This is a genomic window from Corynebacterium halotolerans, from assembly GCF_050107895.1.
Classification (GTDB): Bacteria; Actinomycetota; Actinomycetes; order Mycobacteriales; family Mycobacteriaceae; genus Corynebacterium; species Corynebacterium halotolerans_B.
This window is the reverse complement of sequence record NZ_JBNILW010000001.1, coordinates 189,496-215,130: the sequence shown is the minus strand read 5'-3', so window position 1 is coordinate 215,130 and position 25,635 is coordinate 189,496. Positions and strand designations below refer to the sequence as shown.

Annotated in this window: 22 protein-coding genes and 2 pseudogenes; 12 read left to right on the top strand and 12 right to left on the bottom strand. The window is 65.6% G+C overall.

The genetic code is table 11. From position 1 onward, the window contains the following. Positions 1 to 18 precede the first annotated feature (18 nt). The 4 genes from dtd to galE all read left to right on the top strand — a co-directional run bounded on the left by dtd (position 19) and on the right by galE (position 3,852). Positions 19 to 453, top strand: a complete 435-nt coding sequence (dtd, locus tag ACQCVD_RS00980) for a D-aminoacyl-tRNA deacylase (protein WP_426821818.1) — start codon at positions 19 to 21, stop codon at positions 451 to 453. Between the two features lie 251 nt (positions 454 to 704). Then, entirely contained in the window at positions 705 to 1,694 is a 990-nt protein-coding gene (locus ACQCVD_RS00975; RefSeq protein ID WP_426821817.1) for a sigma-70 family RNA polymerase sigma factor, read from the top strand. Between the two features lie 385 nt (positions 1,695 to 2,079). Beyond that, positions 2,080 to 2,760, top strand: a complete 681-nt coding sequence (locus tag ACQCVD_RS00970) for an iron dependent repressor, metal binding and dimerization domain protein (protein ID WP_426821816.1) — start codon at positions 2,080 to 2,082, stop codon at positions 2,758 to 2,760. A gap of 105 nt (positions 2,761 to 2,865) precedes the next feature. Continuing rightward, positions 2,866 to 3,852, top strand: a complete 987-nt coding sequence (galE, locus tag ACQCVD_RS00965) for a UDP-glucose 4-epimerase GalE (protein WP_426821815.1) — start codon at positions 2,866 to 2,868, stop codon at positions 3,850 to 3,852. Between the two features lie 62 nt (positions 3,853 to 3,914). Here galE and ACQCVD_RS00960 read toward each other — a convergent pair whose 3' ends face one another. Then, complete coding sequence (locus ACQCVD_RS00960) at positions 3,915 to 5,054, bottom strand: DUF4192 domain-containing protein (RefSeq protein ID WP_426821814.1); 1,140 nt, start codon at positions 5,052 to 5,054, stop codon at positions 3,915 to 3,917. 349 nt (positions 5,055 to 5,403) lie between these two features. Between ACQCVD_RS00960 and ACQCVD_RS00955 the strand changes: the two genes are divergently transcribed. Both ACQCVD_RS00955 and ACQCVD_RS00950 read left to right on the top strand, forming a co-directional pair. Continuing rightward, the gene (locus ACQCVD_RS00955) at positions 5,404 to 6,546 is read left to right on the top strand and encodes a PAC2 family protein (protein ID WP_426821813.1); all 1,143 of its coding nucleotides are present in this window, start codon (positions 5,404 to 5,406) and stop codon (positions 6,544 to 6,546) included. 164 nt (positions 6,547 to 6,710) lie between these two features. Next, positions 6,711 to 9,242 carry a DEAD/DEAH box helicase gene (locus tag ACQCVD_RS00950; RefSeq protein ID WP_426822076.1) on the top strand — a complete coding sequence of 844 codons (2,532 nt, stop codon included), beginning with the start codon at positions 6,711 to 6,713 and terminating at the stop codon, positions 9,240 to 9,242. Between the two features lie 79 nt (positions 9,243 to 9,321). On the opposite strand, the gene ACQCVD_RS00945 is transcribed toward ACQCVD_RS00950, so the two are convergent. Next, positions 9,322 to 9,669 (bottom strand): ArsR/SmtB family transcription factor, encoded by a 348-nt coding sequence (locus tag ACQCVD_RS00945; RefSeq protein ID WP_426821812.1) that lies wholly within the window; start codon positions 9,667 to 9,669, stop codon positions 9,322 to 9,324. 83 nt (positions 9,670 to 9,752) lie between these two features. On the opposite strand from ACQCVD_RS00945, the gene arsB reads away from it, so the two are divergent. Both arsB and ACQCVD_RS00935 read left to right on the top strand, forming a co-directional pair. Further along, positions 9,753 to 10,883, top strand: a complete 1,131-nt coding sequence (gene arsB / locus ACQCVD_RS00940; RefSeq protein ID WP_426821811.1) for an ACR3 family arsenite efflux transporter — start codon at positions 9,753 to 9,755, stop codon at positions 10,881 to 10,883. Further along, positions 10,880 to 11,196: pseudogene (locus tag ACQCVD_RS00935) on the top strand (low molecular weight phosphatase family protein). Before arsB ends, ACQCVD_RS00935 begins: the two are co-directional and overlap by 4 nt. A 66-nt stretch (positions 11,197 to 11,262) precedes the next feature. Here ACQCVD_RS00935 and ACQCVD_RS00930 read toward each other — a convergent pair. The 3 genes and pseudogenes from ACQCVD_RS00930 to ACQCVD_RS00920 all read right to left on the bottom strand — a co-directional run. Further along, positions 11,263 to 11,886, bottom strand: coding sequence for a DedA family protein (locus tag ACQCVD_RS00930; protein WP_426822075.1), 624 nt, complete (start codon positions 11,884 to 11,886; stop codon positions 11,263 to 11,265). 212 nt (positions 11,887 to 12,098) lie between these two features. Further along, the gene (locus ACQCVD_RS00925; protein WP_426821810.1) at positions 12,099 to 12,623 is read right to left on the bottom strand and encodes a LysR substrate-binding domain-containing protein; all 525 of its coding nucleotides are present in this window, start codon (positions 12,621 to 12,623) and stop codon (positions 12,099 to 12,101) included. Between the two features lie 199 nt (positions 12,624 to 12,822). Continuing rightward, positions 12,823 to 12,927 (bottom strand): annotated as a pseudogene (locus ACQCVD_RS00920) (helix-turn-helix domain-containing protein); the annotation flags it as partial. A gap of 115 nt (positions 12,928 to 13,042) precedes the next feature. Between ACQCVD_RS00920 and ACQCVD_RS00915 the strand changes: the two are divergent. Then, positions 13,043 to 13,972, top strand: coding sequence for an EamA family transporter (locus ACQCVD_RS00915; protein ID WP_426821809.1), 930 nt, complete (start codon positions 13,043 to 13,045; stop codon positions 13,970 to 13,972). On the opposite strand, the gene sucD is transcribed toward ACQCVD_RS00915, so the two are convergent. From sucD to ACQCVD_RS00895, 4 genes are all read right to left on the bottom strand, one after another. Next, positions 13,969 to 14,853, bottom strand: a complete 885-nt coding sequence (gene sucD / locus ACQCVD_RS00910; RefSeq protein WP_426821808.1) for a succinate--CoA ligase subunit alpha — start codon at positions 14,851 to 14,853, stop codon at positions 13,969 to 13,971. The genes ACQCVD_RS00915 and sucD overlap by 4 nt on opposite strands. A gap of 46 nt (positions 14,854 to 14,899) precedes the next feature. Continuing rightward, a complete protein-coding gene (gene sucC, locus ACQCVD_RS00905) occupies positions 14,900 to 16,090 on the bottom strand; it encodes an ADP-forming succinate--CoA ligase subunit beta (protein WP_426821807.1) in 1,191 nt (396 codons plus the stop codon). 415 nt (positions 16,091 to 16,505) lie between these two features. Then, the gene (locus ACQCVD_RS00900) at positions 16,506 to 17,030 is read right to left on the bottom strand and encodes a carboxymuconolactone decarboxylase family protein (RefSeq protein WP_426821806.1); all 525 of its coding nucleotides are present in this window, start codon (positions 17,028 to 17,030) and stop codon (positions 16,506 to 16,508) included. Further along, a complete protein-coding gene (locus tag ACQCVD_RS00895; RefSeq protein WP_426821805.1) occupies positions 17,030 to 17,626 on the bottom strand; it encodes a peroxiredoxin in 597 nt (198 codons plus the stop codon). The genes ACQCVD_RS00900 and ACQCVD_RS00895 overlap by 1 nt, the downstream gene beginning before the upstream one ends. A gap of 198 nt (positions 17,627 to 17,824) precedes the next feature. Here ACQCVD_RS00895 and ACQCVD_RS00890 point away from each other — a divergent pair, with 198 nt between their 5' ends. Beyond that, positions 17,825 to 18,826 (top strand): hydrogen peroxide-inducible genes activator, encoded by a 1,002-nt coding sequence (locus tag ACQCVD_RS00890; RefSeq protein ID WP_426821804.1) that lies wholly within the window; start codon positions 17,825 to 17,827, stop codon positions 18,824 to 18,826. Between the two features lie 84 nt (positions 18,827 to 18,910). Here ACQCVD_RS00890 and ACQCVD_RS00885 read toward each other — a convergent pair whose 3' ends face one another. After that, complete coding sequence (locus tag ACQCVD_RS00885; RefSeq protein WP_426821803.1) at positions 18,911 to 19,984, bottom strand: hypothetical protein; 1,074 nt, start codon at positions 19,982 to 19,984, stop codon at positions 18,911 to 18,913. Between the two features lie 141 nt (positions 19,985 to 20,125). Here ACQCVD_RS00885 and hrpA point away from each other — a divergent pair, with 141 nt between their 5' ends. Together hrpA and ACQCVD_RS00875 are read left to right on the top strand one after the other, a co-directional pair. Then, entirely contained in the window at positions 20,126 to 24,031 is a 3,906-nt protein-coding gene (hrpA, locus tag ACQCVD_RS00880; RefSeq protein ID WP_426821802.1) for an ATP-dependent RNA helicase HrpA, read from the top strand. Between the two features lie 100 nt (positions 24,032 to 24,131). Then, positions 24,132 to 24,419 carry a hypothetical protein gene (locus tag ACQCVD_RS00875; RefSeq protein WP_426821801.1) on the top strand — a complete coding sequence of 96 codons (288 nt, stop codon included), beginning with the start codon at positions 24,132 to 24,134 and terminating at the stop codon, positions 24,417 to 24,419. 142 nt (positions 24,420 to 24,561) lie between these two features. Here the strand turns inward: ACQCVD_RS00875 and nrdR are convergent, their stop codons facing one another. Then, a complete protein-coding gene (nrdR, locus tag ACQCVD_RS00870; RefSeq protein WP_426821800.1) occupies positions 24,562 to 25,020 on the bottom strand; it encodes a transcriptional regulator NrdR in 459 nt (152 codons plus the stop codon). Positions 25,021 to 25,104: 84 nt separating this feature from the next. Continuing rightward, entirely contained in the window at positions 25,105 to 25,281 is a 177-nt protein-coding gene (locus ACQCVD_RS00865) for a hypothetical protein (RefSeq protein ID WP_426821799.1), read from the bottom strand. Between the last annotated feature and the right edge of the window lie 354 nt (positions 25,282 to 25,635).

Here is a 25,635-nt window from a genome sequence, read left to right as displayed (position 1 = left end):
TTACAGGGAGACAAATACATGAAGGCAGTGTTGACCCGCGTCAGTTCCGCGTCGGTGACGGTGGACGGCGAGGTGGTCGGGGCCATCGACTGCCCCGAGACCGGTGGGCTGCTCGCCCTGGTCGGCGTCGGGCGGGACGACGCCCCGGACGCCTGGGAGACGATGGTGCGCAAGATCGCGGAACTGCGGATCCTGGACGGTGAACGCTCGGTCACCGACGTGGGCGCCCCGGTTCTGCTGGTCAGCCAATTCACGCTCCACGGCAGGACCGCGAAGGGACGCCGTCCCTCCTGGTCGGACGCCGCGCCGGGTGCGCAGGCGGAGCCCGTGATCGAACAGATCGCCGCGGCGCTGCGCGAACGCGGGATCTCCGTGGAGCAGGGCAGGTTCGGGGCGATGATGCAGGTGGCGTCCGTCAACGACGGTCCCTTCACCGTGCTGGTGGATGCCTGAACGACACCGGGAGTGTCGGACGGTTCGGATCCGGGTCCGTTTCGTCGGCGTGTCGAGCAGGCGGAAGCGGTGACCGAACGGGCAACGCGGGGGTACTTATAGGGGGTGATGGACGCGGCGGCGGGGCGCCAGGTTATCCCAGGTCACACCAACGTTGTTTCCGGCACGGGGCGCGCCCGAGGCCGGAGCGGGAACTTTTGCGACCGTGCCGCCGTTGGTCACTTAGAACCGGCGATACCGAGGAGGCCCGTATGACACAGTCGTCCAGAGCGGACATCGATGTTGAGGAACAGGACCGCGGCAGCCGTCGCGGTCAGACGAATGACAACCCTTCGGCGGACCTGGTCCGTGTGTATCTGAACGGAATCGGCAAGACCGCCCTGCTCTCCGCCGAGGACGAGGTGGAACTCGCCCAGCAGATCGAGGTCGGCCTCTATGCCAAGCACCTGCTCGATGACCCCGAGCGCAAACACACCCGCGCCATGAAGCGGGATCTGAAGGTGCTGGCGAAGGAAGGCCGCAAGGCCCGGTCCCATATTCTCGAGGCCAACCTGCGCCTGGTGGTGTCCCTGGCCAAGCGCTACACCGGCCGTGGCATGCCGCTGCTCGACCTGATCCAGGAGGGCAACCTCGGACTGATCCGCGCAATGGAGAAGTTCGACTACGCCAAGGGTTTCAAGTTCTCCACCTACGCCACCTGGTGGATCCGCCAGGCGATCACCCGGGGCATGGCCGACCAGTCCCGCACCATCCGCCTGCCAGTCCACCTGGTGGAGCAGGTCAACAAGCTCTCACGCATCAAGCGGGAGCTTTACCAGCACCTCGGCCGCGAGGCCACCAACGAGGAACTGGCGGAGGAGTCGGGCATCGATGAATCCAAGATCGAGATGCTGCTGCGCCAGTCCCGGGACCCCGTGAGCCTGGACATGCCGGTGGGTGCGGACGAGGAAGCCCCGCTGGGTGACTTCATCGAGGACGCCGAGGCCACCGACGCGGAGACCGCCGTCGTCGCTTCCCTGCGACACTCTGACATCCGTTATGTCCTGTCCACCCTGGAGGAACGGGAGCAGGACGTGATCCAGCTGCGCTACGGACTCAACGACGGCGTGCCCCGCACCCTCGACCAGATCGGGCGACGCTTCGGACTGTCCCGTGAGCGGGTCCGGCAGATCGAACGGGAAGTCATGAGCAAGCTCCGCGACGGTGACCGCGCGAACCGGCTCCGCGACTACGCCCTGTAGCCACCTCCTCACCCCGTGCCCGGGAGATCCCGGACGCGGCAAGCACGATCGGCTCCCCCGCCCCGGCCAAGCAGGCCGGGGCGTTCTCATGCCGCAACGAATCCATGTGCGGCCACCTATCGCCGTGTGGGATCATGTGACGAGTCGCGGAGAAACACGCGGGTACGGAAGCTGCGGGGCTTTCATTGTCCCCACGGGGAATATCCCCGACTACTGATTGGTTGTATTTATCAGGTATTATTGATTCATAACCCATGGGGCTTAACTACGCTGGTCCGGGCGCTGCCCCGGCCTCCCGCGATCAGGCCCGATGAACCGGATCTCATCTACACTTGACGTGCCACTGACGGCCGTCCCCGGAATTCTGAAGAAAGGTTCTCGCGACGTGAAGGACTTGGTCGATACCACCGAGATGTACCTGCGCACCATCTACGAGCTAGAAGAGGAGGGCATTGTCCCGCTGCGCGCACGCATCGCGGAACGCCTGGAGCAGTCCGGCCCCACCGTGAGCCAGACCGTCGCGCGCATGGAGCGGGACGGGCTGGTCGTCGTCCGCCCGGACCGCAGCCTGGAGATGACCGAGGAGGGACGAGAACTGGCGACCGCCGTCATGCGCAAGCACCGTCTGGCCGAGCGCCTGCTCACGGACATTCTCGGCCTGGACATCCGCCACGTGCACGACGAGGCGTGCCGGTGGGAGCATGTCATGAGCGACGAGGTGGAAAAACGGATGGTGGCGGTACTCAGCGACTCCACCCGCTCCCCCTTCGGCAACCCGATTCCGGGCCTGGGACACCTGGGCCTGGAGGTCAAGGACACCCCTGATTCCGGGGTTCGTGCGGTAGATCTGCCCAACGGCGAAAAGCTCGAGGCCAAGATCGTCCAGCTCAACGAAATCCTGCAGGTGGACACCGAACAGTTCGAGGCCCTGCGGGCCGCCGGCATCACCATCGGCGCCACCGTCGAGATCATCAACGATCACGGTCGGGTGCGACTGAGCAGGGACGGCCACGAGGTCGAGCTGATCGACGACCTGTGCCACGCAGTACGCGTCGAAGTCCTCTAGACTCTAAGGTCGACCGAGAACCACGACGGCTGCCCCGGCCGCTTGAGCCGGGGCAGCCGTCGTCTGCTTCTTTTGAGGGCACGACGATGGAGGAGACACCCGACAATGAAACTTCTGGTCACCGGCGGCGCCGGCTATGTGGGCAGCGTCTGCGCGCACGTGCTGGTGGAACACGGCCATGACGTCACCATCATCGACAACCTGAGCACCGGCAACCGGGAGGCCGTCCCTGCCGCCGCCACGTTCGTCGAGGGAGAACTGCGGGAGAAGGCCGAGCCGGTCCTCGCCGAGGGGGATTTTGACGGGGTGGTCCACTTCGCCGCCCGTTCTCTGGTGGGCGAGTCCGTGGAGAAGCCCGAGATCTACTGGCAAGACAACGTCGTGGGCACCCTGACCCTGCTGGACGCCATGCGCACCCACGGGGTGGAGAACCTGGTGTTCTCCTCGACCGCCGCCACCTACGGCGAGCCGGAGACGGTACCGATCACCGAGGACTTCCCCACCGCCCCGACCAATCCCTACGGGGCGACCAAGCTGGCGATCGACCACGCGATCACCTCCTACGCCCACGCGCACCGGATCGGAGCGACCAGCCTGCGCTACTTCAACGTCGCCGGGGCCTACGGTGGGATCGGTGAGAACCGGGAGATCGAGACCCACCTGATTCCGCTGGTGCTCCAGGTCGCCCTCGGCCACCGCGACAAGATCTTCATCTTCGGCCAGGACTGGCCGACCCCCGACGGCACGCCGGTCCGCGATTACATCCATATCCGGGATCTCGCGGACGCCCACGTAAAGGCCCTGGAAACCAACCAGCCCGGCGCCCACCGGATCTACAACCTCGGCTCCGGTGACGGCTACAGCGTCCGCGAGGTCATCGACACGTGCCGGGAAGTGACCGGCCATCCGATCCCGGCGGAGGTGGCGCCCCGCCGCGCCGGTGACCCCGCCGTCCTCATCGCCTCCTCGGCCAAGATCAAGGACGAGCTCGGATGGAATCCGACGCGGACCGAGCTCCGCACCGTGGTCACCGACGCGTGGAACTTCAGCCGCGGGCTCGGTGATCGCGCCCACTCGGCCCGGCGCGGCTGAGGACCTCCGCCGGTGCCAGCCGGAACCGCTGCGGCCACTCCGAGGTCATTCCCAGGCAGGGGTCAGGCCGCCTCCGCGGCGGGCAGTCCCCCTGGTCCTCCGAGAACGCTTCCCGGGGCGAGCGCATGGTATTTCTCCGCGACGATCTCGCTGCCGCGGACGGTAGCCTCGAGCATCGGCTGGAATACGCCGTGCCGGGCCCCATCGAGGAGCAGGGAGCTGAGAGTGTGGGCGGGGACCGCCCGCCGGGCCGCACTGAGGGCCGGGATCACCCGCATGGACAGGTCGGCGGCCACCGCGGCAATCGCGTGGACGCACAGGGCGTTGGCCCGGATGGTGCCGCTGAAGGTCCGGGCCACCGCCAGGGACAGGTCCATGGCGGCCTGGTGGTGATCGGGAGCCGCTCCCATTACTGCGTCCCGCAGCAGGCTGTCAGAGAGGTACACCGCGGTGGTCACCAGCACCCCCTCGTCATTCATCACCTCGGCCACGGTGCCGGCGGTATCGCGGATCTCCGAGAGGAGATGATGGAAGTCCGTGATGACGGTACTCATGGTTTCCCCGCTGCCCTGCGCCGCTTCCCGGTTGATGCGCCGGACCAGGTCCGCGGCATGACGGGCGGCGAAGTCCTCCAGGGCGGTGATCTCCCGGTTGTCGAAGTGCGGGTTGAACCGGTTGTAGTGGTCGAAGGCCTCGGAGCGGTGGAGTTCCGGCAGGTTGCCGGTACGCAGCAGCGGCTTGATGGCCGCGGAATCCGTGATGGAGGCGATGTGCCCGTGTTCCCAGGCGCCGGAGGTGGCCTTGAGGTGCGTCAGTTCCGCCGGGGCGGGCCCGAACGCCAGCCGGAAGGGCTCGCCGGTCAGGATCTCCCGGGTCAGCCAGCAGGCGTCGATGTCGATGATGCCTTCCTCGGCAGCGCTGAACAGCTGATCCACCACAGACTCGGTGGCGGTTTTTGGCCCGTCGGTGATGAGGAACGCGAGCAGCAGGTCATGGCCGATGTGTCCCAGGGAGCCGGCGACCTCCGGCAGGAGGGACATGTCGTCCACGTCGATCCGGAGGACGGGGCCGAGGAGGAAGCGGTGCGGGGTGGCGGTGGCCTCGAAGGCGGCGAAGACGACGGATTCCCGCGGGTAGAAACCGAGGATTCCGGGCAGGTTGGCGAGTAGTTCCGCGGGAGTGCAGGTGCTTGGAGTAGTCATGATTGCGAGCATGGTCCCCGGGGGCGGGTTTGTCCCGTGGTCGGCCGCGGTGACTGCGGAACCTGTGGACTACTCGAGTTATTCACAGGCGACCGACAGGTCGACATGCGGGCAACCGGCTAAAGCGCTGTACTGGTTCGGCTAGAATGTGGGGAACGTGACAGCAGGCGGTGCCGCCACAGGAGCCGGGTGAAGAAAGCGGAAATATTCTTCACCGTATGTTCGTTGTTCTTGATAACAGGGGGCTCAACTTGTTTCCGGGGTCAGCCGGAGGGGAATCCGGCGCCAGCCCGGTGACCAACCGGTACCCTGCCCCGCTCGAGAAGCACCGCAGAATGAGGAGGAGATCATGTCGGAGAACACGCGCCGCATGTATGAGCTGGAGTATCCGTCTCCAGAGGTGACCAGTCAGGGCCAGTCCGGTCCTACCCTGGTGATCGCCCTGCAGGGTTACGCCGATGCCGGCCACGCGGTGGAGGCCGGTGCCAAGCACCTGCTCGCCGCCTTGGATAACCGTCCCATCGCGTCGTTCAACAACGATGAGCTGATCGACTACCGTTCCCGCCGCCCCTCGGTGACGATCGACCGCGATCACATCTCCGCGGCCGAGCACCTGAATCTGAACATGAGCGTCCTGCGCGATTCCGCGGGTAAGGCGTTCCTGCTGTTGTCCGGCCCCGAGCCGGATCTGCGCTGGGAGGCGTTCACCCGCGCCGTCGCAGATCTCGCGGATAAATTCAGTGTGGAGCAGACCATCTGCCTCTACGCTGCCCCGATGACCGTGCCCCATACCCGCCCGATGGTGGTGTCCGCGCACGGCAACGACAAGGACCTGGTGGGCAAGCTCTTCAACTTCGATTCCCGCCTGGTCGTGCCCGGTTCTGCCTCACTGCACATTGAACGCGAGATGCACCGGCGGGGCCGCAATGTCGCGGGCTATACCGCGCATGTGCCCCACTACCTGTCCGCTTCGCCCTACCCGGAGGCCACCCTGCGTCTGCTGGAGGCCGTCGCCGACGCCGCAGGTCTGGAGTTGCCGCTGCTCGCACTGGAAAACGACGCCCGCCGGGTGTCCCACCAACTGGTGGAGCAGGTGGAGGAGAGCGGCGAGATCCAGCAGGTCGTCCGAGCCCTGGAGGTGCAGTACGACGAAGAGGTCGAGCGGTACCGGAAGAGCCATCCCCAGACGGCACTTCCCGGTGAGCAGGATCTGCCGAGCGGTGACGAATTGGGCGAGAAGTTCGAGGAGTTCCTGGCCCACCTCGACGATCAGGGCGGGGACAAGTCCGGCACCGCGCAGATCTGGGATCAGGAGTCCACAACTCCCGGGACCTCCGCGGACGACGCCCCCTCGGAAGGCGCCGACGGCACCGGAACTGCCCATCCTGAGGAGGATCCCCAGGATGGGACCGGCCCCGGGGCAGCGGGGCCGGAAACCGGCTCATCGTCCGATGACCCCCAGGACCCTGATTCCCCAGACGATGACGAGTAGCATCCGGCCCGGTTCTCTCCCCCGATGCTGACTCCGGCCGGAGCACCCCAGGCAGGTGCTCCGGCCGTTGTCGTTTCCCTGCCATCTACTCCGCCACTCCAGCGGGGGTTTTCCACCCGGTGTCCCACCCACCGACTACGTTGGTAGATGTGAATCTCTCCCAGATGCTGCCTGACCTGACGGAAGTCCCGGAATCACTCCTGGATGAGTCGATCTTCGAGTCCTTCCTCTCGTGGACCCGACAACGCGGCATCACCCTCTATCCCGCCCAGGAAGAGGCTTCCCTGGGCATCCTCGCCGGTGACAACGTCATCCTCGCCACCCCCACCGGGTCCGGCAAGTCCATGGTGGCCAACGCCGCACACTTCATCGCCATGGCGCGCGGACAGCGCTCCTTCTACACCGCGCCGATCAAGGCCCTGGTCAGTGAGAAGTTCTTCGCGTTGTGCGAGATCTTCGGTCCCGAGAACGTCGGTATGATGACCGGTGACGCCACCGTCAACGGCAATGCCCCCATCATCGCGGCCACCGCGGAGATTGTGGCCAATATCGCGCTGCGCGACGGCGCGGGCGCCGCCATCGACCAGGTGGTCATGGACGAGTTCCACTACTATTCCGAGCCGGACCGCGGTTGGGCGTGGCAGGTGCCGCTGCTGGAACTGCCCAAGGCCCAGTTCCTGCTGATGTCCGCCACCCTGGGCGACACGCAGTGGCTGCAGGACGATCTGACCCGACGTACGGGCCGGGACACCGACCTGGTGGCCGGTTCCTCCCGTCCGGTGCCGCTGAATTTTTCCTATGTGTACACCCCGGTCCACGAGACGATCGAGGAACTGCTGGAAGGCGGCAAGGCCCCGATCTATGTGGTGCACTTCTCCCAGCGTGAGGCCACCGAGCGGGCCCAGGCGCTGACGAGCCTGAAGATCATCGACGAGGAGACGAAGGAGAAGATCGTCGCGGAGATCGGTGCTTTCCGCTTCACCACCACCTACGGCAAACAACTGTCCAAGCTGCTGCGCCGCGGCATCGGCGTGCACCACGCGGGCATGCTGCCCAAGTACCGTCGGCTCGTGGAGAAGCTCTCCCAGACCGGCCTGCTCAAGGTCATCTGTGGCACCGACACCCTGGGCGTGGGCATCAACGTGCCGATCCGTACCGTGCTGCTGACCGGTCTCGCGAAGTTCGACGGCACCCGCCAGCGAATCCTGAAGTCCCGGGAGTTCCACCAGATCGCCGGTCGGGCGGGCCGTGCCGGCTATGACACCGAGGGCACCGTCGTCGTCGAGGCACCGGAGCACGAAATCGAGAACTGGCGACTGCGCCAGCGCGCCGGAACTGACCCGAAGAAGTTGAAGAAGCTGCGTCTCAAGCACGCCCGGGAGGGCGAGGTCACCTGGTCCGAGAAGACCTATGAGCGGCTGACCACCGCGGAACCGGAGCAGTTGACCTCCCAGTTCCGGGTCACCAACTCCATGCTGCTCAATGTCATCGCCCGGCCGGGGGACACCTACGAGCACATGAAACACCTGCTGCGCGACAACCACGACACCCGGGCGCAGCAGAACAAGGACATCCTGACCGCGCTGGAGCTGTTCCGCGGTCTGCTCAACGCCGAGATCGTGGTCAAGTCCGAGGGCGGAAAGGACTCCGAGGGACGCCCTTACCATCTGACGCAGGAGCTGCAGCGCGACTTCGCCCTCAACCAGCCGCTCTCCCCCTTCGCCTTGGCGGCACTGACCCTGCTGGACCAGGAGTCCGAGACCTACACCGTGGACGTGATCTCCACCTTCGAGGCGATCCTCGACGATCCCCGCCAGGTGTTGCAGGCCCAGCAGAAGCAGGCCCGTGGCGAGGAGATCGCGGCGCTGAAGGCCGAGGGCGTGGACTATACCGAGCGTATGGCGATCATTGAGGACGTCACCTGGCCCAAGCCCCTGGAGGAGGAGCTCGAGGACGCCTACGAGACCTTCGTCCAGGGTGCCCCCTGGGCCAAGGAATTCGAGCTCTCGCCCAAGTCCGTGGTCCGCGACATGATCGAGCACGCCATGACCTTCTCGGATCTGGTGGCCACGTACGGACTGGCCCGCTCCGAGGGCGTGGTACTGCGCTACCTCACCGACGCCTGGCGCACCCTGAAGCAGTCGGTTCCGGAATCCGCGATGAATGAGGAGCTGGCGGATGTGGTCACCTGGCTGGGTGAGCTGATCCGCCAGGTCGACTCCTCCCTGATCGACGAGTGGGCCCAGATGGGCGATGAGGACACCCCGATCTCCAAGGCGGACCTGGAACGCGAGTTGGCCTTCGGTGTCGAGGACCCCACTGCGCTCACGGCCAACCACCGGGCCTTCAAGATCATGGTGCGCAACTTCTTCTTCCGTATGGTGGAGCTCTTCGCCTTCGAGAAGGAGGACCGCCTGGCCGAGCTGCTCGAGTATCTGGACCGTGCCGACAAGCCGGACTGGAGCACGGCGATGGACGACTACTTCGACAATTACGCGGACCTGGACACCGGCTCCGCCGCCCGCGGGCACGAGTACTTCCAGGTCACCGAGAACGGCCGCTCCTGGCAGGTCCGCCAGATCATCAAGGACCCCGAGGGAGACAACGCCTTCCAGCTGCACGGTGTGGTGGACCTGGACGCCTCCGACGAGGTCGGCGAGGTGCGCCTGTCCCACCTGGAGATGAAGCAGGTGTAGCTGCTTTCGCGGCCCGCTTAACAATGCCGCGGCGGGCCGGTTCCCCGTCCCCGGACCCGGCGGTGCTGCCCCGGAACGGTCAGTCCATCTGCAGCACCGTGCGTAGCTCGGCAAAGAGCTCGGGACGCACCTGATGAGTCACGCTCCGGCCCACCCTGGTCTTTTCCAGCAGCCCCGATTCGGTGAGCTTCTTCAGGTGGTGGGACACCGTGGGTTGACTCAGTCCCGACGTCTCGGTGAGCTCATTGACGCTGACCGGACCGCAGCCGTCGGCGGCCAGCTGGGACAGCAGACGCAGGCGCGTGGGATCAGCCAGCACCTTGAACAGGGTGGCGTAACGCGTCGCCTCACTAGTGTTCAGGGGGCCGGCCCCGAGGGAGCAGCAGGCCGACAGGTCGGTCAGGGGAAGGATCTCGGGCGTCATCATGGCCACCATTCTATATTGACAGGCATCTATATCAGTTCTACTTTTGATATCGATGGACATCAATGCCTCACGAAAGTTGCCACATGCCCGCAGTTGATCGGCCCGCTTCCTCTGCCCCGCACCCGGCCCGCATGTCCTTCCTGGACCGCTACCTGCCGGTGTGGATCATTCTGGCCATGGCGGCAGGCCTGCTGCTCGGCCGGGCCATCCCCGGGCTCAGTGGGGGTCTCGGTTCCCTGGAGGTCGGCGGGATCTCCATCCCGATCGCTGTTGGCCTGTTGGTGATGATGTACCCGCCGCTGGCCAAGGTCCGCTACGACAAGGCCGGCGAGATCGCCGCCGATAAACGACTGCTGACGGTCTCCGTGGTTCTCAACTGGTTGGTCGGTCCGGCACTCATGTTCACCCTGGCCTGGATCTTCCTGCCCGACCAGCCGGAGCTGCGCACCGGCCTGATCATCGTGGGCCTGGCCCGCTGCATCGCCATGGTCCTGGTGTGGTCCGATCTCTCTTGCGGCGACAGGGAGGCCACCGCCGTGCTGGTGGCCATCAACTCGGTGTTCCAGGTAATCATGTTCGGCGCGCTCGGCTGGTTCTACCTGCAGATCCTACCCTCCTGGCTGGGGCTGGAAGCCACGTCCGCCGTGTTCTCCTTCTGGGCGATCGTCACCTCCGTCCTCATCTTCCTCGGCATCCCGTTGCTGGCCGGAGTGCTCTCCCGGATCATCGGTGAGAAGACCAAGGGGCGCGGCTGGTACGAGAACACCTTCCTGCCGAGGATCTCCCCGCTGGCCCTGATCGGTCTGCTCTACACCATCGTGCTGCTGTTTTCCCTGCAGGGCGAGCAAATCACCACCAACCCCTGGGCCGTTGCCCGCCTGGCCGCGCCGCTGCTGATCTACTTCGTCGGCATGTTCGCCATTGCCCTACTCGCCTCGAAGGCTTCCGGAATGAATTACGCCCAGTCCGCCTCGGTGTCGTTCACGGCCGCCGGCAACAACTTTGAGCTGGCCATCGCCGTGGCGATCGGGACCTTCGGCGCCACCTCCGGACAGGCCCTCGCCGGCACCATCGGCCCGCTGATCGAGGTGCCTGTGCTCGTCGGCCTGGTCTACGTCATGCTGTGGCTGGGCCCGAAACTTTTCCCCGCGGACCCCACCCTGCCTGCCTCCCGCGTCACCGACTCCAGCACCAGGGAGTCCATCGCATCATGACCACTGCGCCGAAAATCCTGTTCGTCTGCGTCGGCACCGGCGGCAAGGCACAGATGGCTACTGCCCTGGCCGACATGCCCCACGGGCCGTGCCGAGGGGGTGGATCCGCAGCTGCTGCGTGAGGTGGACCGCGCGATCATCCTCGGGCCCACGCCCAGCTGGAGCTACCTGAGGGGCCCGCGCCACGCTGGAACGCTGGGCGGCCGATGAGCCCGCCGAACGCGGCATCGAAGGCCCGGAACGGATGAGCCTGGTCCGCGACGACATCGACGCCCGGGTGCGGACGTTGGTGGGCGAGTTGGGCGTGGGCTAAGTGCTGACCATCGGGCAGCTGGACAGTTTCCAATTGTCAGTAGCCGGACCTTGACTGATTGCCTGGCTACTTATTCTTCGACCGCCGCCACGCCTGGAAGAACATCAGGGCCAGCAGCCCCAGCGTGATCCAGAGCATGTACCGGTTGATCACGTCGACCACGTCCAGGACGGGTTCGCCGAAGCGGTAGCCCAGCCACATCATCAGGCCGTTGATCACGAGGATGCTCACCACGTTGACCGCGAGCATCAGCAGGAAGCGCATCTTGAGCAGGCCGCCCACCGCGTTGACCACGGTGCCCGGGACAGGCCCGGGCATATAGCCCAGCGGCACGAAGAACAACGTCCACGCCTTGGTCCGCGGGGATCCCGAGTCCACGGCCCGGCGGAAGATCCGGTGCGCCCGGGGCATGTACTGCAATGACATGTCGATGAACTCCGTGCCCCAGCGCCTGCCCATCAGCCAGTAGACGGGCATGAACTTCACCGCGCCGACGACGGTGCACAGCAGGTACACCACGAAGACGCCGTTGCCCACCGAGGCGTTTGCCCCGGAGACCACGGCACTGGTGTAGCCGCCCACCAGCAACGTGTAGGCCAGCGGCTCGGTCAGCAGCCAGGCGCGCAGCGGGATCATCGCCAGGGAGAACAACCCCATGGCCAGCAACGCCACGAACAGGACGATGTCCATGCGTTCCGGCTCGGCGAGGAACTTCGGCAGTTCCGGCTCTTCCTTCTTCTCCGCCCCAGGTGATCGTGCCCCGGCCCCGTCGGCACCGGTGGCCGCCCCGGGCACGTCCGGTTCTTCATTCAACGTCATGGATGCAGCCTAGCGCGGATAGCCCCGGTTCCCGGAACGGGCAAGCTCTTTCCCGCCGAGGGAACTCCCCGGCCCCCGGTGGCTCAGGACAGCGGCGCCTCGTCGTGGGCGGCGTCAGCAAGTGCCTGGCGGACCGCGCGCAGCGCCGGATGGTTGCGCCGGGCCTTGTGCACCGCAGTGAACAACGTGCGGTGGGGCCGCCCCGGCAAGGGCAGTACCTTGACTTTCCCCAGTAACGGCGTGGCCAGCAACGAGTAGAGCAGACCTACTGCGTGGCCGGCGCCCACCAGGTGCGACTGGAGAAACGGATCCGGGGTCTCCACCAGGACGATCGGATCGAAACCGTGGCTGCGGCAGTAGGCGCGCTGCCATCGTCCGGCCATCACACCGGGCGGATCCATCACCCAGGGACTCTCGGCCAGCCCGGAGAGATCAGCCGGCTCAATCGACATCGGTCTCTCCGCAGGCAACAGCAGGACCATGGGATCCTCGAACATCACCTCCAGGTCGATTCCCTGGCCCAGCTCCGCCAGGCTGGAATCCGGGTAACGTTCCCCGATCACCAGATCCACATCCCGGGCGTGCAGCGCCTTGAGTGAACCGTGCACATCCTGGTGGATGATGCGTACCTTCAGCCCGGGATGCCTTTCGGCCAGCAGTGTCAGTGACTTCCCCGGTGGCGGCGGCGACGTCGGTGAGTGCCTGGTCCGCCAACCCCAGCATGCGGGCGGCGTAGTCCGCGATGATCTCGCCCTGCTCCGTCAGCTGCAGCCTGCGGCCGACCTTCTCCAACAGGGGGTAACCGACCTCGACCTCCAGCTGGCGCAGCTGCTCGGAGACAGAGGAGTGGGTGAAGTGCAGGCTCTGGGCCACGGCCGTGACCGTTCCCAGGCGACGCAGCTCATGCAGCATCCGAAGCCGGTGCAGGTTATACATCGCCCCTCCCCCATTCTGTCGGTGTTTCCGACAAGTACTCTACGGAAACAACCGCTAGACCGTCAGGTGAATCCAGCCGAGACTGAGAGGCATGAACAACGTCCCCTCCAATCGCGGTATGGATTCCGCGGTCTTCCTGGTCATCGGTTCCTGCATGTCCCTCCAGTTCGCCGCTTCTCTCGCGGTGCAGATCTTCCCGCACGCCGGCGCCTGGGGCGTCAGCGCTTTAAGGCTGTTGATCGCAGGCCTGATCCTGTGCCTGTTCACCCGCCCCCGCATCCGGCAATGGAACGCCATGCAGTGGCGCCGGGTGATCGTCTTCGGACTCTCACTGGGGTTGATGAACAGCTTCTTCTACGCCTCGATCGCCCACATCCCCCTGGGAGTGGCGGTGACCATCGAGTTCCTCGGGCCCCTGTTGCTTGCCGCGGTGCTCTCGCGACGGCCGGTCGACCTGGCCTGCGTGCTGGCAGCCGCCATCGGGCTCGGCCTGCTCGGCTGGGACGCGCTCGGCGGTGAGTCCCAGCTCGCCCCGATCGGCATCGCCCTGGCCCTGATCGCGGGGGTGTTCTGGGTCTGCTACATCCTGGCCAGTGCCAAGGTGGGTGAGGTGATCCCCGGCCAGGGCGGGCTGGCGGTCGTCTTCCTCATCGGCGGCCTCGCGGCGGTGCCCGCAGGCTTCCAGGGCGCACTCGTCATCGTCGGTGATCCCCACCTCCTGCTCCTGGCACTGGGCACAGCCCTCCTTGGCTCCCTGGTTCCCTACTCGCTGGAACTGATGGCCCTGCGTCGGCTACCGCCCGGGGTGTTCGGGATCCTGCTCAGCCTCGAGCCGGTGTTCGCGGCCCTCTTCGGTTGGTTGCTGCTCAGCCAGGATCTGAACGCCTGGCAGCTGGCGGCCATCGCCCTGGTGATCAGCGCCAGTATCGGCACCACACTCTCGGGGAGGGCGAGGCGCCCCACCGCGCCGAGGGAGCAGCTGGCCGCGGAACCCGCGGCGTCGTCATGCATCAGGAGCTAGCGCGCCGCGACCAGCTTCCGCATCAGATTGGCGGTCTCTGTCGGGGTGGTGCCCACCCGCACGCCGGCGGCCTCGAGGGCCTCCTTCTTGGCCTGGGCGGTTCCCTCCGAACCGGTGACGATCGCACCGGCGTGCCCCATGGTCTTGCCCTCCGGCGCGTTGAAGCCGGCCACGTAGCCGACGACCGGTTTGGACACGTGTTCCCGGATGTACTCGGCGGCGCGCTCCTCGGCGTCGCCGCCGATCTCACCGATCATCACGATCGCAGCGGTATCCAGGTCCGCCTCGAACGCCTCGAGCGCATCGATGTAGGTGGTGCCGATGACCGGGTCCCCGCCGATACCGAGCGCGGTGGAGAAACCGATGTCCGAGAGCTCGTACATCATCTGGTAGGTCAGCGTGCCGGACTTGGAGATCAGCCCGATGGGGCCGGAGCCTGAGATATTCGCTGGGATGATGCCCGCGAGCGACACCTCGGGGGTGATGATGCCGGGACAGTTCGGGCCGATGATCCGGGTTCCACCGACCTGGCGGGCGTGGGCCCAGGCCTCGGAGGTGTCCTTGACGGGGATACCCTCGGTGATCACCACCGCCAGGGGCAGGCGGGCGTCCACGGCCTCGATGATCGCCGCTTTGGCGAAGGCCGGAGGCACGAAGATGACCGAGACGTTGGCTCCGGTTTCCGCCATCGCATCAGCCACGGTCCCGAAGACGGGCAGCTCGGTGCCATGCAGCGTGATGGTCTGCCCGGCCTTGCGGGGGTTGGTGCCACCGACGACGTTCGCGCCTGCCGCCAGCATGCGGGTGGCGTGTTCACGTCCCTCGGAGCCCGTGATGCCCTGGACGATGATCTTCGAGTTCTCGTCGAGAAAGATCGACATGTGTGTCTCCTGCGTGTTCTCTCGGTGTGGGAATGGTGGCGAGGGGTCAGTTGCCCAGCGCGGCCAGCTCGGACCGGGCGGCCAGTTCGGTGGCCTTGTCCGCGGCCTCATCCATGCTGGGGACGACGGTGACCAGCGGGTGGCCGTGCTCTGCGAGAATGCGGCGCCCCGCGTCTACATTGTTGCCATCCAGACGCACGACGATCGGCTTCGTGGCGGCGTCGCCCAGGGAGTCCAGGGCCCCCACAATGCCGCGCGCCACGGCGTCACAGGCCGTGATCCCGCCGAAGACGTTGACGAACACGCTCTTGACCTGACCATCTCCCAGGATGACGTCCAGTCCTGCAGCCATTACCTCCGCCGAGGCGCCGCCCCCGATATCCAGGAAGTTAGCGGGTTTCTGCCCGCCGTGACGCCTGCCGGCATTGGCCACCACGTCAATCGTGGACATGACCAGACCGGCGCCGTTGCCGATGATGCCCACGGAACCGTCGAGCTTGACGTAGTTGAGGCCGTTCTTCTTCGCCTTGAGTTCCAGGGGATCCAGATCATGGGCGGAGACCGCCAGGTCCTCGCGGTTGTCGTGGCGGAAGTCCGCGTTGTCATCGAGCGTGATCTTCCCGTCCAGGGCGAGGACCTCTCCGGACTCCGTGAGCACCAGCGGGTTGACCTCCACGAGCGTGGCGTCCTCGTCCCGGTAGACCCCGTACAGGCGCTGCAGGACCGGAACGACCTTGTCCCCGATCTCCGAGTCAAAGCCGGCAGCGGTCACGATCTCCCGGGCTTTGGCCTCATCGATCCCGGTGAGCGGATCCACCGCCACCTTCGCCAGGGCCTCCGGCTTCTCCTCGGCGAGCTGCTCGATCTCCATGCCGCCCTCCACAGAGCACATCGCCAGATAAGAGCGGTTGGCACGGTCCAGCAGCACGGAGAAGTAGTACTCCCGATCAACCTTTGCGGCCTGGACGACCATGACCCTGTCCACCGGATATCCCTTGATATCCATGCCCAGCATCCCGGTGGCGGCCGCGAAGGCCTCGGCCGGGGTGTCGACGATCTTGATGCCGCCGAGTTTGCCCCGGCCGCCGATCTTGACCTGCGCCTTGATCACCGTGGTCCCGCCGATGCGGGCCGCGGCGTCGCGGGCCTCCTCCGGAGTGTTGGCCACCAGCCCCGGCAGGACCGGAACATCATGGGCCTCGAATAGGTCGCGTGCCTGGTACTCAAAGAGATCCACGTGGTATCCCCCTTCGCGGCCCCCGCGGGCCGGGTGTCGTCGGTGGCTCGGCCTTCCCCGGTCGAGCCTGGCAAGTATTCGGGTGTCGACCATCCCGAGAGCCGGGCGAACAATAAAGCCTGGGTCACGAAACGCCTACAAAGGTGAACTCTATCACCGTATGGCGTCGAGCTGAGGACGAAAAGCTTCCGAATTCCCGGAACTGGAGCTTTCTCCGCGCGGACGGAGGGCGACATGAACGTTCCGTGGACTCCGTGGCTGGCATCACTCAGCACACCTCCCCAGCCGGGCAGAGCGGGCGTTCACACCCTGTTCGGGACTCTAGTTGTCCCCTCAGACGCAAAAAACACCGCCACCGGAATTTTCCGGTGGCGGTGCGCCTTGCAGAGCCGGTGACGGCTGCAGGCGAGTAACCCTAGCGGGCAGCCTCGATCTGAACGACCTGGGCGATAGCCTGAACGACGGCGGCGGCCTTGATCGCCTCCCAGACCTGCTCCTTGGTCAGGTCAGCTTCGCGCAGGACCTTCTCGTGGGCGATGGTGCAGTGTTCGCAACCGTTCATGGTGGACACTGCCATCTGCCACAGCTCGAAGTCGGCCTTCTCGACACCGGGCTTGGAGATGATGTTCATGCGCAGGCCAAACTTGACCTGTGCGTAGTCATCCCCGAGCCAGCCCTTCGCGCGGTAGGCGACGTTGTTCATCGCCATCACGGTGGCGGCACCAAGTGCTGCCTCGAAAGCCTCGTCCGACAGGTGCTCCTTGGCCTCCTCGGAGATTTCGGAGAATACGGTGTCATTGCGGGTGGCGGCCGCCGAAGCCAGGAGAGTGCCCCACAGCTGCTGCTCCGAAAGCTCGGTGGAGCGGGTCAGCGTACCGAGGTTGAGCTTCTGGTCCTTGGCGTACTCCGGCAGGCCGGAACGGAGGTTCTCGATCGACATTACTTGAGCGCCCCCTGGACGACATCCATCTTGTCGATGTTCTTGGTCGGGTCATTGGCCTGCCAGTCGCAGGCGCAGACCTCTTCGGACTGCAGCGCGTCGAGGACACGCAGCACCTCGTCGACGCTGCGGCCGACGGCATCCGGGGTGACGGAGACGAACTGGATGACGTTGTCCGGGTCGATGATGAAGGTGGCGCGGTCAGCGACACCATCAGCGTTCTCGACACCGAGGGCACGCATCAGGTCGTGGCGGACGTCAGCGAACATCGGGAAGGGAACTTCCTTCAGCTCGGGGTGGGTGGCACGCCAGTTGAAGTGGGCGAACTCGTTGTCGCCGGAGCCGCCGAGCACCTGGGTGTCGCGGTCCTCGAACTCCTCGTTGATCTTGCCGAATGCGGCGATCTCGGTCGGGCAGACGAAGGTGAAGTCCTTCGGGTAGAAGAAGACGATCTTCCACTTGCCCTCGTACTTGTCCAGGGAAACTTCCTCGAAGTAGTCCTCCGGCTGCTGGGCGTTGGCCTGGTGCAGGTCGCCGCCCTTCAGAGCCGTGAGTTTAAACTCAGGGAACTTTTCTCCAACAGTCAAAATCGCCATAGTGCATCTCCTAAAAGTCGATTGAAAGTGAACGCCAGGAATAACAGCGTTCCCCGGGGCATACAGGGCATGCCGAAGGGCAGATTCAGGATCAGTGATGAGGGACTGCCCTGCCTCTCGGCGCCGGCACCCATTATGCCCAAAAATTTCACCTACGTCAATAGCAATCACAACTTAGTTGTGTATATAGTGATAGGCATGAACAATAAGGAGTACCGTCCGACCCTCTCCCAATTGCGCACCTTCGTAACCATCGCGGAGAACAAGCATTTCGGCACCGCAGCTGGCAAATTGAGTATTTCCCAGCCTTCGCTGTCCCAGGCCCTCGTGGCGCTGGAGACCGGGCTCGGCGTCCAGCTGATTGAACGCTCCACCCGGAAGGTCATCGTCACCAGTGCGGGCGAGGAGCTGCTCCCCTACGCCAAGAAGACCCTCGAGGCTGCAGATGCGTTTCTGGCCCATTCCCGGGGCGCCAACGGGACGCTGGCCGGCCCCCTGACGATCGGCATCATCCCCACGGTAGCGCCCTATGTGTTGCCGGACCTGCTGAAAAACATCCAGATACAATACCCGGACCTGGAACCCCGCATCGTGGAGGACCAGACCAGGCACCTGATCCAGATGCTCCGGGACGGACAACTCGACACCGCTCTGATGGCGCTGCCGTCCGAGGCCAACGGCATGGTGGATCTCCCCCTCTACAACGAGGAATTCATCGTCGTGGTGCCTGAGGGGCATGAGCTGGCCGGTCGGACCGATCTGGGACTGGATGTCCTCGACAACCTGGACCTGCTGCTCCTGGATGACGGCCACTGTCTCCACGATCAGATCATGGACCTGTGCCGCCGGGCGAACGTGAACCCGTCTGAGGCAGCCACCGCGGTCACCCGGGCGGCCAGTCTCACCACCGTCATGCAGCTGGTGATCGGCGGCCTGGGTTCCACCCTGGTACCCCGCAGCGCCGTCGACAGCGAGTGCCGCCGCGCCGGCCTGGGCACCGCCACCTTCAACCACGGGGTCACCGCCGAACGGGAGATCGGTCTGGTCTTCCGGAGCTCCAGCTCCCGGGCGGAGGACTTCAAGGCGCTGGGTGAGCTGATCAAGAGCGCCTACAAGTCCGCGACAGCTGCGGGCACCGACATCGCCGGCGGCGTCGTCAATGTCGCGGATGGCGCCGTCACGGCCGCCGCGGCCTCCTGACCTTCCTGACCCCACGGAAACGGGGCACCCTCCCCACCGCCTCGTGGCAGTGGGGAGGGTGCCCCGTTTTGTGGACAGCACCGCTTAGGCGGTGGGATAGGGCTCCCGGGCCATCTGGCGGTAGAGATGCCCGAAGCTGAGCATCCAGGCCGGCGCCAGAACGATCAGCGCCAGGCCCAGCGTGATCATCGCTGCGAGTCCCAGCAGGATGCCGCCCACAATGAAATACGCCAGCAGCCGCAGGTAGTTCCGTGCGCCATCCCGGAAACCGTGGGAGATGGCGCCCCCGATGCCCTCCCGGCCGTCGGCTGCGTACCAGGGCATGAAGGAGTAGAGCGGCGAGAGCAACACCATGAGCAGAGCCAGCCCCAGGGAACCGAACAGGATCCCGGCCACCGTGGCACCATCCACCGTCGCTGTCGGAGAAGTCGGGATGTCCGGCAGGAAGAGCAGGTTGACCAGGGCGAACACGAGGGAGGTCGCCACGTTGGTGATCAACAGCACCGCGAAGGTCGGCCAGAAGCGGATGTCGCGGACGAAATCCCCCAGCCCGATCTTCGCCCGGTCCAGCTGTGCCAGGGCACCGGTGTAGACCAGCACCGAAAACAGCAGGGACAGCAGCCCGATGATGATGTTCGGGATGAGGGACAGGCTGGTGGTGGCAGGGACCTCCCCCGAGGCCGGCATGCTGGCGAAGGCCACGATGAAGGAAATTCCAAAGATGATGACGAACAGAAGGAAGGTGCCCAGAATCCAGATCAGGGCGTTGGAGAACACCGCCTTGAAGGCGTAGCGCACGGCCATCATCACATCCACACGGCCGTTACCGCTGGTCATCGGTGGTCCGCCGGCGGTCTGTCCGTACCCCTGGTCCCCGTAGCCCTGGTAGCCGTACCCCTGCCCCGGTTGGCCGTAGCCGTAACCGCCGTAACCTGCGCCGCCGCTGCCATAACCCGGCTGCGGACCGAAACCACCGGGGTTGTCCTCCGGGTGCGGGGTCGACGGGTAGGAGGGATAGGACGGGAAGGATGGCCCGGGCCCGTTCTCCTGCCGTCCACCACCCTGGCCGTCGTTGTGGCGGTTGTCGTCGGCAGGTTCCTCCCCGTCATTGGGCCCCGGGGAGCCGTAGGGATTCTGATTGTTCGGAGGTTGGGTCATAAATGTGAAACCATCCACTAGTCGTTGGGCGGGCATGTCCTTCCCTATCAAAACTACCCGGCGGCCCCCGACGCCGCTGCCTACCCACCCGACCGGCGTACCAGCTCGACGGAGCCCAGAAGCTAGACTCTGGAACTTGACATGACTACTTCGTCCGAACCCCGGTCCAAGAACGAGCTGTACGATCTGCTTGACGGCGTCACGCTCGCCGACGCCCGCAACTTCTCCCGGCGACTGAAAAAGGCCCGCGCCCCGAAGGCGCTGCAGGACATCGGCGCCGAGATCGATCAGGCCCGACTCAAGGTGGAGCGCCGCGACGCCGCCATCCCGGAGATCACCTACCCGGAATCCCTCCCGGTCAGTGCCCGGCGCGATGACCTGGCCGAGGCGATCCGTGACAACCAGGTGGTGGTGATCGCCGGTGAGACCGGCTCCGGAAAGACCACCCAGATCCCGAAGATCTGCCTGGAACTCGGCCGCGGCCGACGTGGCTTCATCGGCCACACCCAACCGCGCCGCCTGGCGGCGCGGACCGTCGCCGAGCGCATCGCCTCGGAGCTGGGCCAGGAGATCGGTGACTCGGTGGGTTACGCCATCCGCTTCGACGACCGCGTCTCCCAGACCACGGCCGTCAAGCTGATGACCGACGGTATCCTCCTCGCGGAGATGCAACGGGACCGCTTCCTCAACGCCTATGACACGATCATCATCGATGAGGCCCACGAGCGTTCCCTGAACATCGACTTTTTGCTGGGCTACCTCCGTCGACTGCTGCCCAGGCGGCCCGATCTGAAGGTGATCATCACCTCCGCGACGATCGACCCCGAGCGCTTCGCAGAGCATTTCGCGGATGCCGAGGGCAATCCCGCTCCCATCGTCGAGGTGTCCGGGCGTACCTACCCGGTGGAGATCCGCTACCGGCCGCTGCAGTTCGAGGCCGGCGGCAAGCTGGTGGACCAGGATCCGCTGGATGGGCTGTGCGACGCGATCGAGGAGCTCATGGCCGAGGGCAAGGGGGACATCCTCTGCTTCTTCCCCGGCGAGCGGGATATCCGTGACGCCATGGAGGCGATCGAGGGCCGGAAGTGGCGGAGGGTGGAGGTCACCCCCCTCTTCGGCCGACTGTCCAACCAGGAGCAGCACCGGGTGTTCTCCCCGCACTCCGGGCGGCGCATCGTGTTGGCCACGAACATCGCGGAGACCTCGCTGACCGTGCCGGGCATCCATTATGTGGTGGACACCGGCACGGCTCGCATCTCCAGGTATTCGGTGCGCACCAAGGTGCAGCGCCTGCCCATCGAACCGATCTCCCAGGCCAGTGCCAACCAACGCTCGGGGCGTTCGGGGCGTGTCGCCGACGGCATCGCCATCCGGCTGTACTCGGAAGAGGACTTCAACTCCCGGCCCGAGTTCACCGATCCGGAAATCCTGCGCACGAACCTGGCCAGCGTGATCCTCCAGATGGCCTCGCTGAAGCTCGGCGACATCAACGAGTTTCCCTTCGTCGAGGCTCCGGACCAGCGTGCCATCCGTGACGGGTTGTTGCTGCTCCATGAGCTCGGCGCGATCGAACAACGCGAACACGACGGCCAGCCGGTGCTGACTCCCGTCGGCCGTGACCTGGCCCGCATCCCGGTTGATCCGCGGATGGCCCGGATGCTGGTGGAAGGCAACCGGATGGGATCGCTGCACGACGTCCTGGTGATCGTCGCAGCGATGACCATCCAGGACGTGCGGGAACGCCCGCTGGAGCACCAGGCGCAGGCGGACCAGGCCCACGCCCGCTTCAAGGACACCGACAGTGACTTCCTCAGCTACCTCAAGCTCTGGGACTATCTCCACGAGACCCGCGATGATCTGACCGGCAACGCCTTCCGCCGGCGGATGAAAAAGGAGTTCCTCCACTACATGCGGATCCGTGAGTGGCGGGACCTGGTCCGTCAGTTGCGTGATGTAGCGAAGCAGCTGGGCTGGTCCACGAAGGACAAGGTGCTCGGTGACCGTGACGCGGATGCCATCCACCGCGCTCTGCTGTCCGGTCTGCTCTCCCGTATCGGAGCCCGCGACGGCGACTCCAAGGAATTCCAGGGCGCCCGTGGCACTCGCTTCAAGGTGTTTCCCGGTTCCTCCCTGGCCAAGAAGCCCCCGCAGTTCCTCATGGCTGCAGAGCTGGTGGAGACCTCCCGGCTCTGGGCACGGGACGTGGCGCGGATCGAACCGGCCTGGGTGGAGAAGCTCGCCGGCGATCTGCTGCGGCACCAGTACTCCGAACCGTTCTGGTCCAGTAAGCGGCAGGCGGCCATGGCACACCAGAAGTCCACCCTCTACGGCGTCACGATCATCGCGGACCGCGTGGTGTCCTATCACCGGATCGATCCCGAGGCCGCCCGGGACATGTTCATCCGGCACGCCCTGATCGAAGGTGACTGGAACACCCATCACAAGTTCTTCCACGAGAACGTGGCGAAGCTGCACGAGGCCGCCGAGGTGGAGGAACGCCTGCGTCGCCGAGGCATCGTCGCCGACGAGGACACCCTCTTCGACTTCTACGATGCCAAGCTGCCGGCGGAGGCGACCACGGGACGCAACTTCGACAACTGGTGGAAGAAGGAGTCCCGCGAGAATCCCCACCTGCTCGACTTCGATCCCGAGGCACTGCTCAACGAAGCCGCCGCAGGCGCCACTGAAGAAGCCTTCCCCGACACCTGGCGTAAGGGGGACATCGACTATGAGCTGGAGTACCGGTTTGAGCCAGGTCACCGGCAGGATGGCGTGACCGTCAAGATCCCGCTTCCCATGCTCGCCGGTGTGGACACCGAAGGTTTCGACTGGCTCGTGCCCGGTCTGCGCGAGGAATTGCTGACCGAACTGATCCGCACCCTCCCCAAGGCGTTGCGGCGCACCGTCGTGCCCGCCCCGGATTTCGCCGCGCGGGCGCTGACGAAGATCACCCCCTACCTCAGTCCGGTCACCGAGCAGCTGGCGGAGGCCCTGCGCGCCCTGGGCGGCAGCGGCATCAACGCCGATGACTTCCGTCCGGGCGTCCTGCCCCCGCACCTGCGGATGACCTACGCGGCCGTCGACAAGCGGGGCAAGATCACGGACACAGACAAAAGCCTCGCTGCGTTACGGGAACGCCGGGCCGGCCAGATCAGGTCCTCGGTGTCCCGGGCCGGGCGGCAGTCGGAGACTGCAACCGCCACGGAGTGGACCCCGGACTCGCTGGGCACGCTGTCGGAGGAGGTCGTGACGAAGGTGGACGGGCACAACGTCACCGCCTACCCCACGCTGGTGGCGACCGCGGACGGGGTGGCCGTGAAGGTGCTGCCGACCAAGGCGCAGGCGGACGCCTCTCTCATGACGGCCACGCTGACACTGCTCATGCGGGAGATCACCGTCAACCCCGCGCACATGGTCAAGGGCCTCCCGCTCCAGCAGCGGGTGGCGGTGGACAACTATCCCCACGGTGGGCCGGAGGGTCTGGTCGCCGACGCCCGCATCGCCGCCATCCGGGACGCCATGCTCCGCCACGGTGGCCCGGTGCGGGACCCCGAGAAGTTCCAGGAGCTCAAGGCGGCCGTGGCCCCCGAGATCCCGGGGGAGGTTCGCCGCACCGTCGTGGCACTGGCACCGGCACTGGTGGAATACGCCAACGTGGCGGCCGAACTCAAGGGATGGACCGGCGACACCATCGATGACATGAAGTCCCAGTTGGAGTTCCTCCTGCCACCGCACGCCATCAGCGTCCACGGGATGAGCCACCTGCGGCATCTCCCCCGTTATCTGCAGGCGATGCGGATCCGGCTCGAGGAGATGTCCCGGGACCCGGACAAGGACGCCGACCGTCAGGACATCATCGACCACGTCCATGACTACCTGAACCAGAAGCTGAAGAAATTGCCGAAGGGCAAGGAGAAGACCCGCGAGGTCAAGGACGTCTACTGGATGATCGAGGAACTGCGGGTGAGTCTATTTGCCCAGCGCCTCGGTACCGCCGGGTCCGTCTCCGAACGCCGGATTGAAAAAGCCGTGGACAAGCTGCGCTGAGGCAGGCTCCGTCCCGGTTCCGCCACCCCGCCAGAGGGTTGCGGGCCCTCCCATTGCCGGCGCGCCGTCGCGCAGGCCCCCACCCACTACCATCGGCACGGTGACCGAGATCTTCACCTGGCCCTTGCCCGCCGCTGAACTCTCCGACGGTCGACTCGTCTTAAGGACGATGCGGGCGGAGGACGCCGAGGATGTCTATCTCTGCTCCATCGATGAGCGGATGAAACGCTACACCACGGTACCGGTCGACTACTCCCGGGAGATGGCCCGGGACTTCACAGTGGGCAGCACGGACACACTGTATTCGCGTTGCAGTGGGCGGAGTTCGGGGAGCGCTACTGCGGCACTATCGAGGCACGTCTCATTGATGAGCCGGGCCCCGCGGTGAGGAGCCGGACCGACAACGTCGTCTCCCGACAGGTGGCAGAGGCTGCCGGGTGCCACCTGGAGGGTGTCCTCCGCGATGCGGAGCAGCTCCGCCGCGCCTTGCCCGTCCCCGGTCCGGCCCGGGGCTCCGGTGGCTCCGAGACCTATTCCCCTGATCGTGCCCGGCGCCGCATCAGCCGGATCTCCGACTCGAAATCCTCCGCCGATTCAAAGGACTTGTACACCGATGCGAAACGCAGGTACGCGACTTCGTCGAGTTCCCGGAGCGGATCAAGAATGGCCAGCCCGATCTCATTGGCGTTGACCTGGGAGCTGCCGTGACCGCGAACCGTCTCCTCGACCTCCTGAGCCAGGCGCTTGAGGGCGTCATCGGTGACGTCCCGTCCCTGGCACGCGCGACGCACTCCCGTGATCACCTTCTCCCGGCTGAAGGGCTCCGTCACGCCATTTCGTTTGACCACGAGCAGCACGGCCTTTTCGATCGTGGTGAATCGGCCGTGGCAGTTGGTGCACTCCCGGCGGCGGCGGATGGAGGTCCCGGCCTCGACGATGCGGGAGTCAATCACCCGGGAGTGGTCATGATGACAAAATGGACAGTACACGCGGGACGGACACCTTCCTTTTCGAACGGGATGCGGGGCAGGCCCACAACATCCATGCGACTCATAGGTTACCTGCCCCGATGGTCAGCGCAGCGATTCCACCGACTGCTCCGCCGGGGTAGGCGGAACCGCCCCCGGCTCCTCGTCTGCTCCGGCCAACACGGCACCGACGACCAGACTCAGACCGAAGATCCCGCCGACCAGATAGGCCTGGGCCGTCTCCCCGAAGAACCGGTGCCCACCTCCACCAGCGGAACGCACCCCTGCGTCCAGCTCCGGCCTGATTGATCGTTTATCTGTTCGAATTTCCGGGGCAAGGCGCCGAATTTCCACGCTCCGGCCAGGTCCCGCAGGCTCGCCTGCGGAATCCCAGACAGCCGCGGCAGGGACGACACGCGGATTGCAGCGCGGCGGGTAAACAGCTGGTTGGCGGCGGTGGAGGGAAAGAGTCATCGAAGTTTCCTTTCGTCTGCGGACCAGGTTAGGCCCCGACCGGAACCCATCGAACAGCCATCCGCCCATATGTTCGAATACGTTGCTGTGTTCGATTTATAACACGCCATCGAACACCTGTCCAGATAAAGCTCCCATTTGTCGAACATCCGTGTTACGTTC

Coding starts and splice junctions, on each gene's coding strand:
- dtd (WP_426821818.1), top strand. CDS start 19: ATGAAGGCAGTGTTGACCCGCGTCAGTTCCGCGTCGGTGACGGTGGAC.
- ACQCVD_RS00950 (WP_426822076.1), top strand. CDS start 6,711: ATGCTGCCTGACCTGACGGAAGTCCCGGAATCACTCCTGGATGAGTCG.
- arsB (WP_426821811.1), top strand. CDS start 9,753: ATGCCCGCAGTTGATCGGCCCGCTTCCTCTGCCCCGCACCCGGCCCGC.
- ACQCVD_RS00930 (WP_426822075.1), bottom strand. CDS start 11,886: ATGGACATCGTCCTGTTCGTGGCGTTGCTGGCCATGGGGTTGTTCTCC.
- sucD (WP_426821808.1), bottom strand. CDS start 14,853: ATGTCGATCTTTCTCGACGAGAACTCGAAGATCATCGTCCAGGGCATC.
- ACQCVD_RS00975 (WP_426821817.1), top strand. CDS start 705: ATGACACAGTCGTCCAGAGCGGACATCGATGTTGAGGAACAGGACCGC.
- galE (WP_426821815.1), top strand. CDS start 2,866: ATGAAACTTCTGGTCACCGGCGGCGCCGGCTATGTGGGCAGCGTCTGC.
- ACQCVD_RS00945 (WP_426821812.1), bottom strand. CDS start 9,669: ATGATGACGCCCGAGATCCTTCCCCTGACCGACCTGTCGGCCTGCTGC.
- ACQCVD_RS00900 (WP_426821806.1), bottom strand. CDS start 17,030: ATGTCGATCGAGAACCTCCGTTCCGGCCTGCCGGAGTACGCCAAGGAC.
- hrpA (WP_426821802.1), top strand. CDS start 20,126: ATGACTACTTCGTCCGAACCCCGGTCCAAGAACGAGCTGTACGATCTG.
- ACQCVD_RS00955 (WP_426821813.1), top strand. CDS start 5,404: ATGTCGGAGAACACGCGCCGCATGTATGAGCTGGAGTATCCGTCTCCA.
- ACQCVD_RS00915 (WP_426821809.1), top strand. CDS start 13,043: ATGAACAACGTCCCCTCCAATCGCGGTATGGATTCCGCGGTCTTCCTG.
- ACQCVD_RS00895 (WP_426821805.1), bottom strand. CDS start 17,626: ATGGCGATTTTGACTGTTGGAGAAAAGTTCCCTGAGTTTAAACTCACG.
- ACQCVD_RS00890 (WP_426821804.1), top strand. CDS start 17,825: ATGAACAATAAGGAGTACCGTCCGACCCTCTCCCAATTGCGCACCTTC.
- ACQCVD_RS00960 (WP_426821814.1), bottom strand. CDS start 5,054: ATGACTACTCCAAGCACCTGCACTCCCGCGGAACTACTCGCCAACCTG.
- ACQCVD_RS00885 (WP_426821803.1), bottom strand. CDS start 19,984: ATGACCCAACCTCCGAACAATCAGAATCCCTACGGCTCCCCGGGGCCC.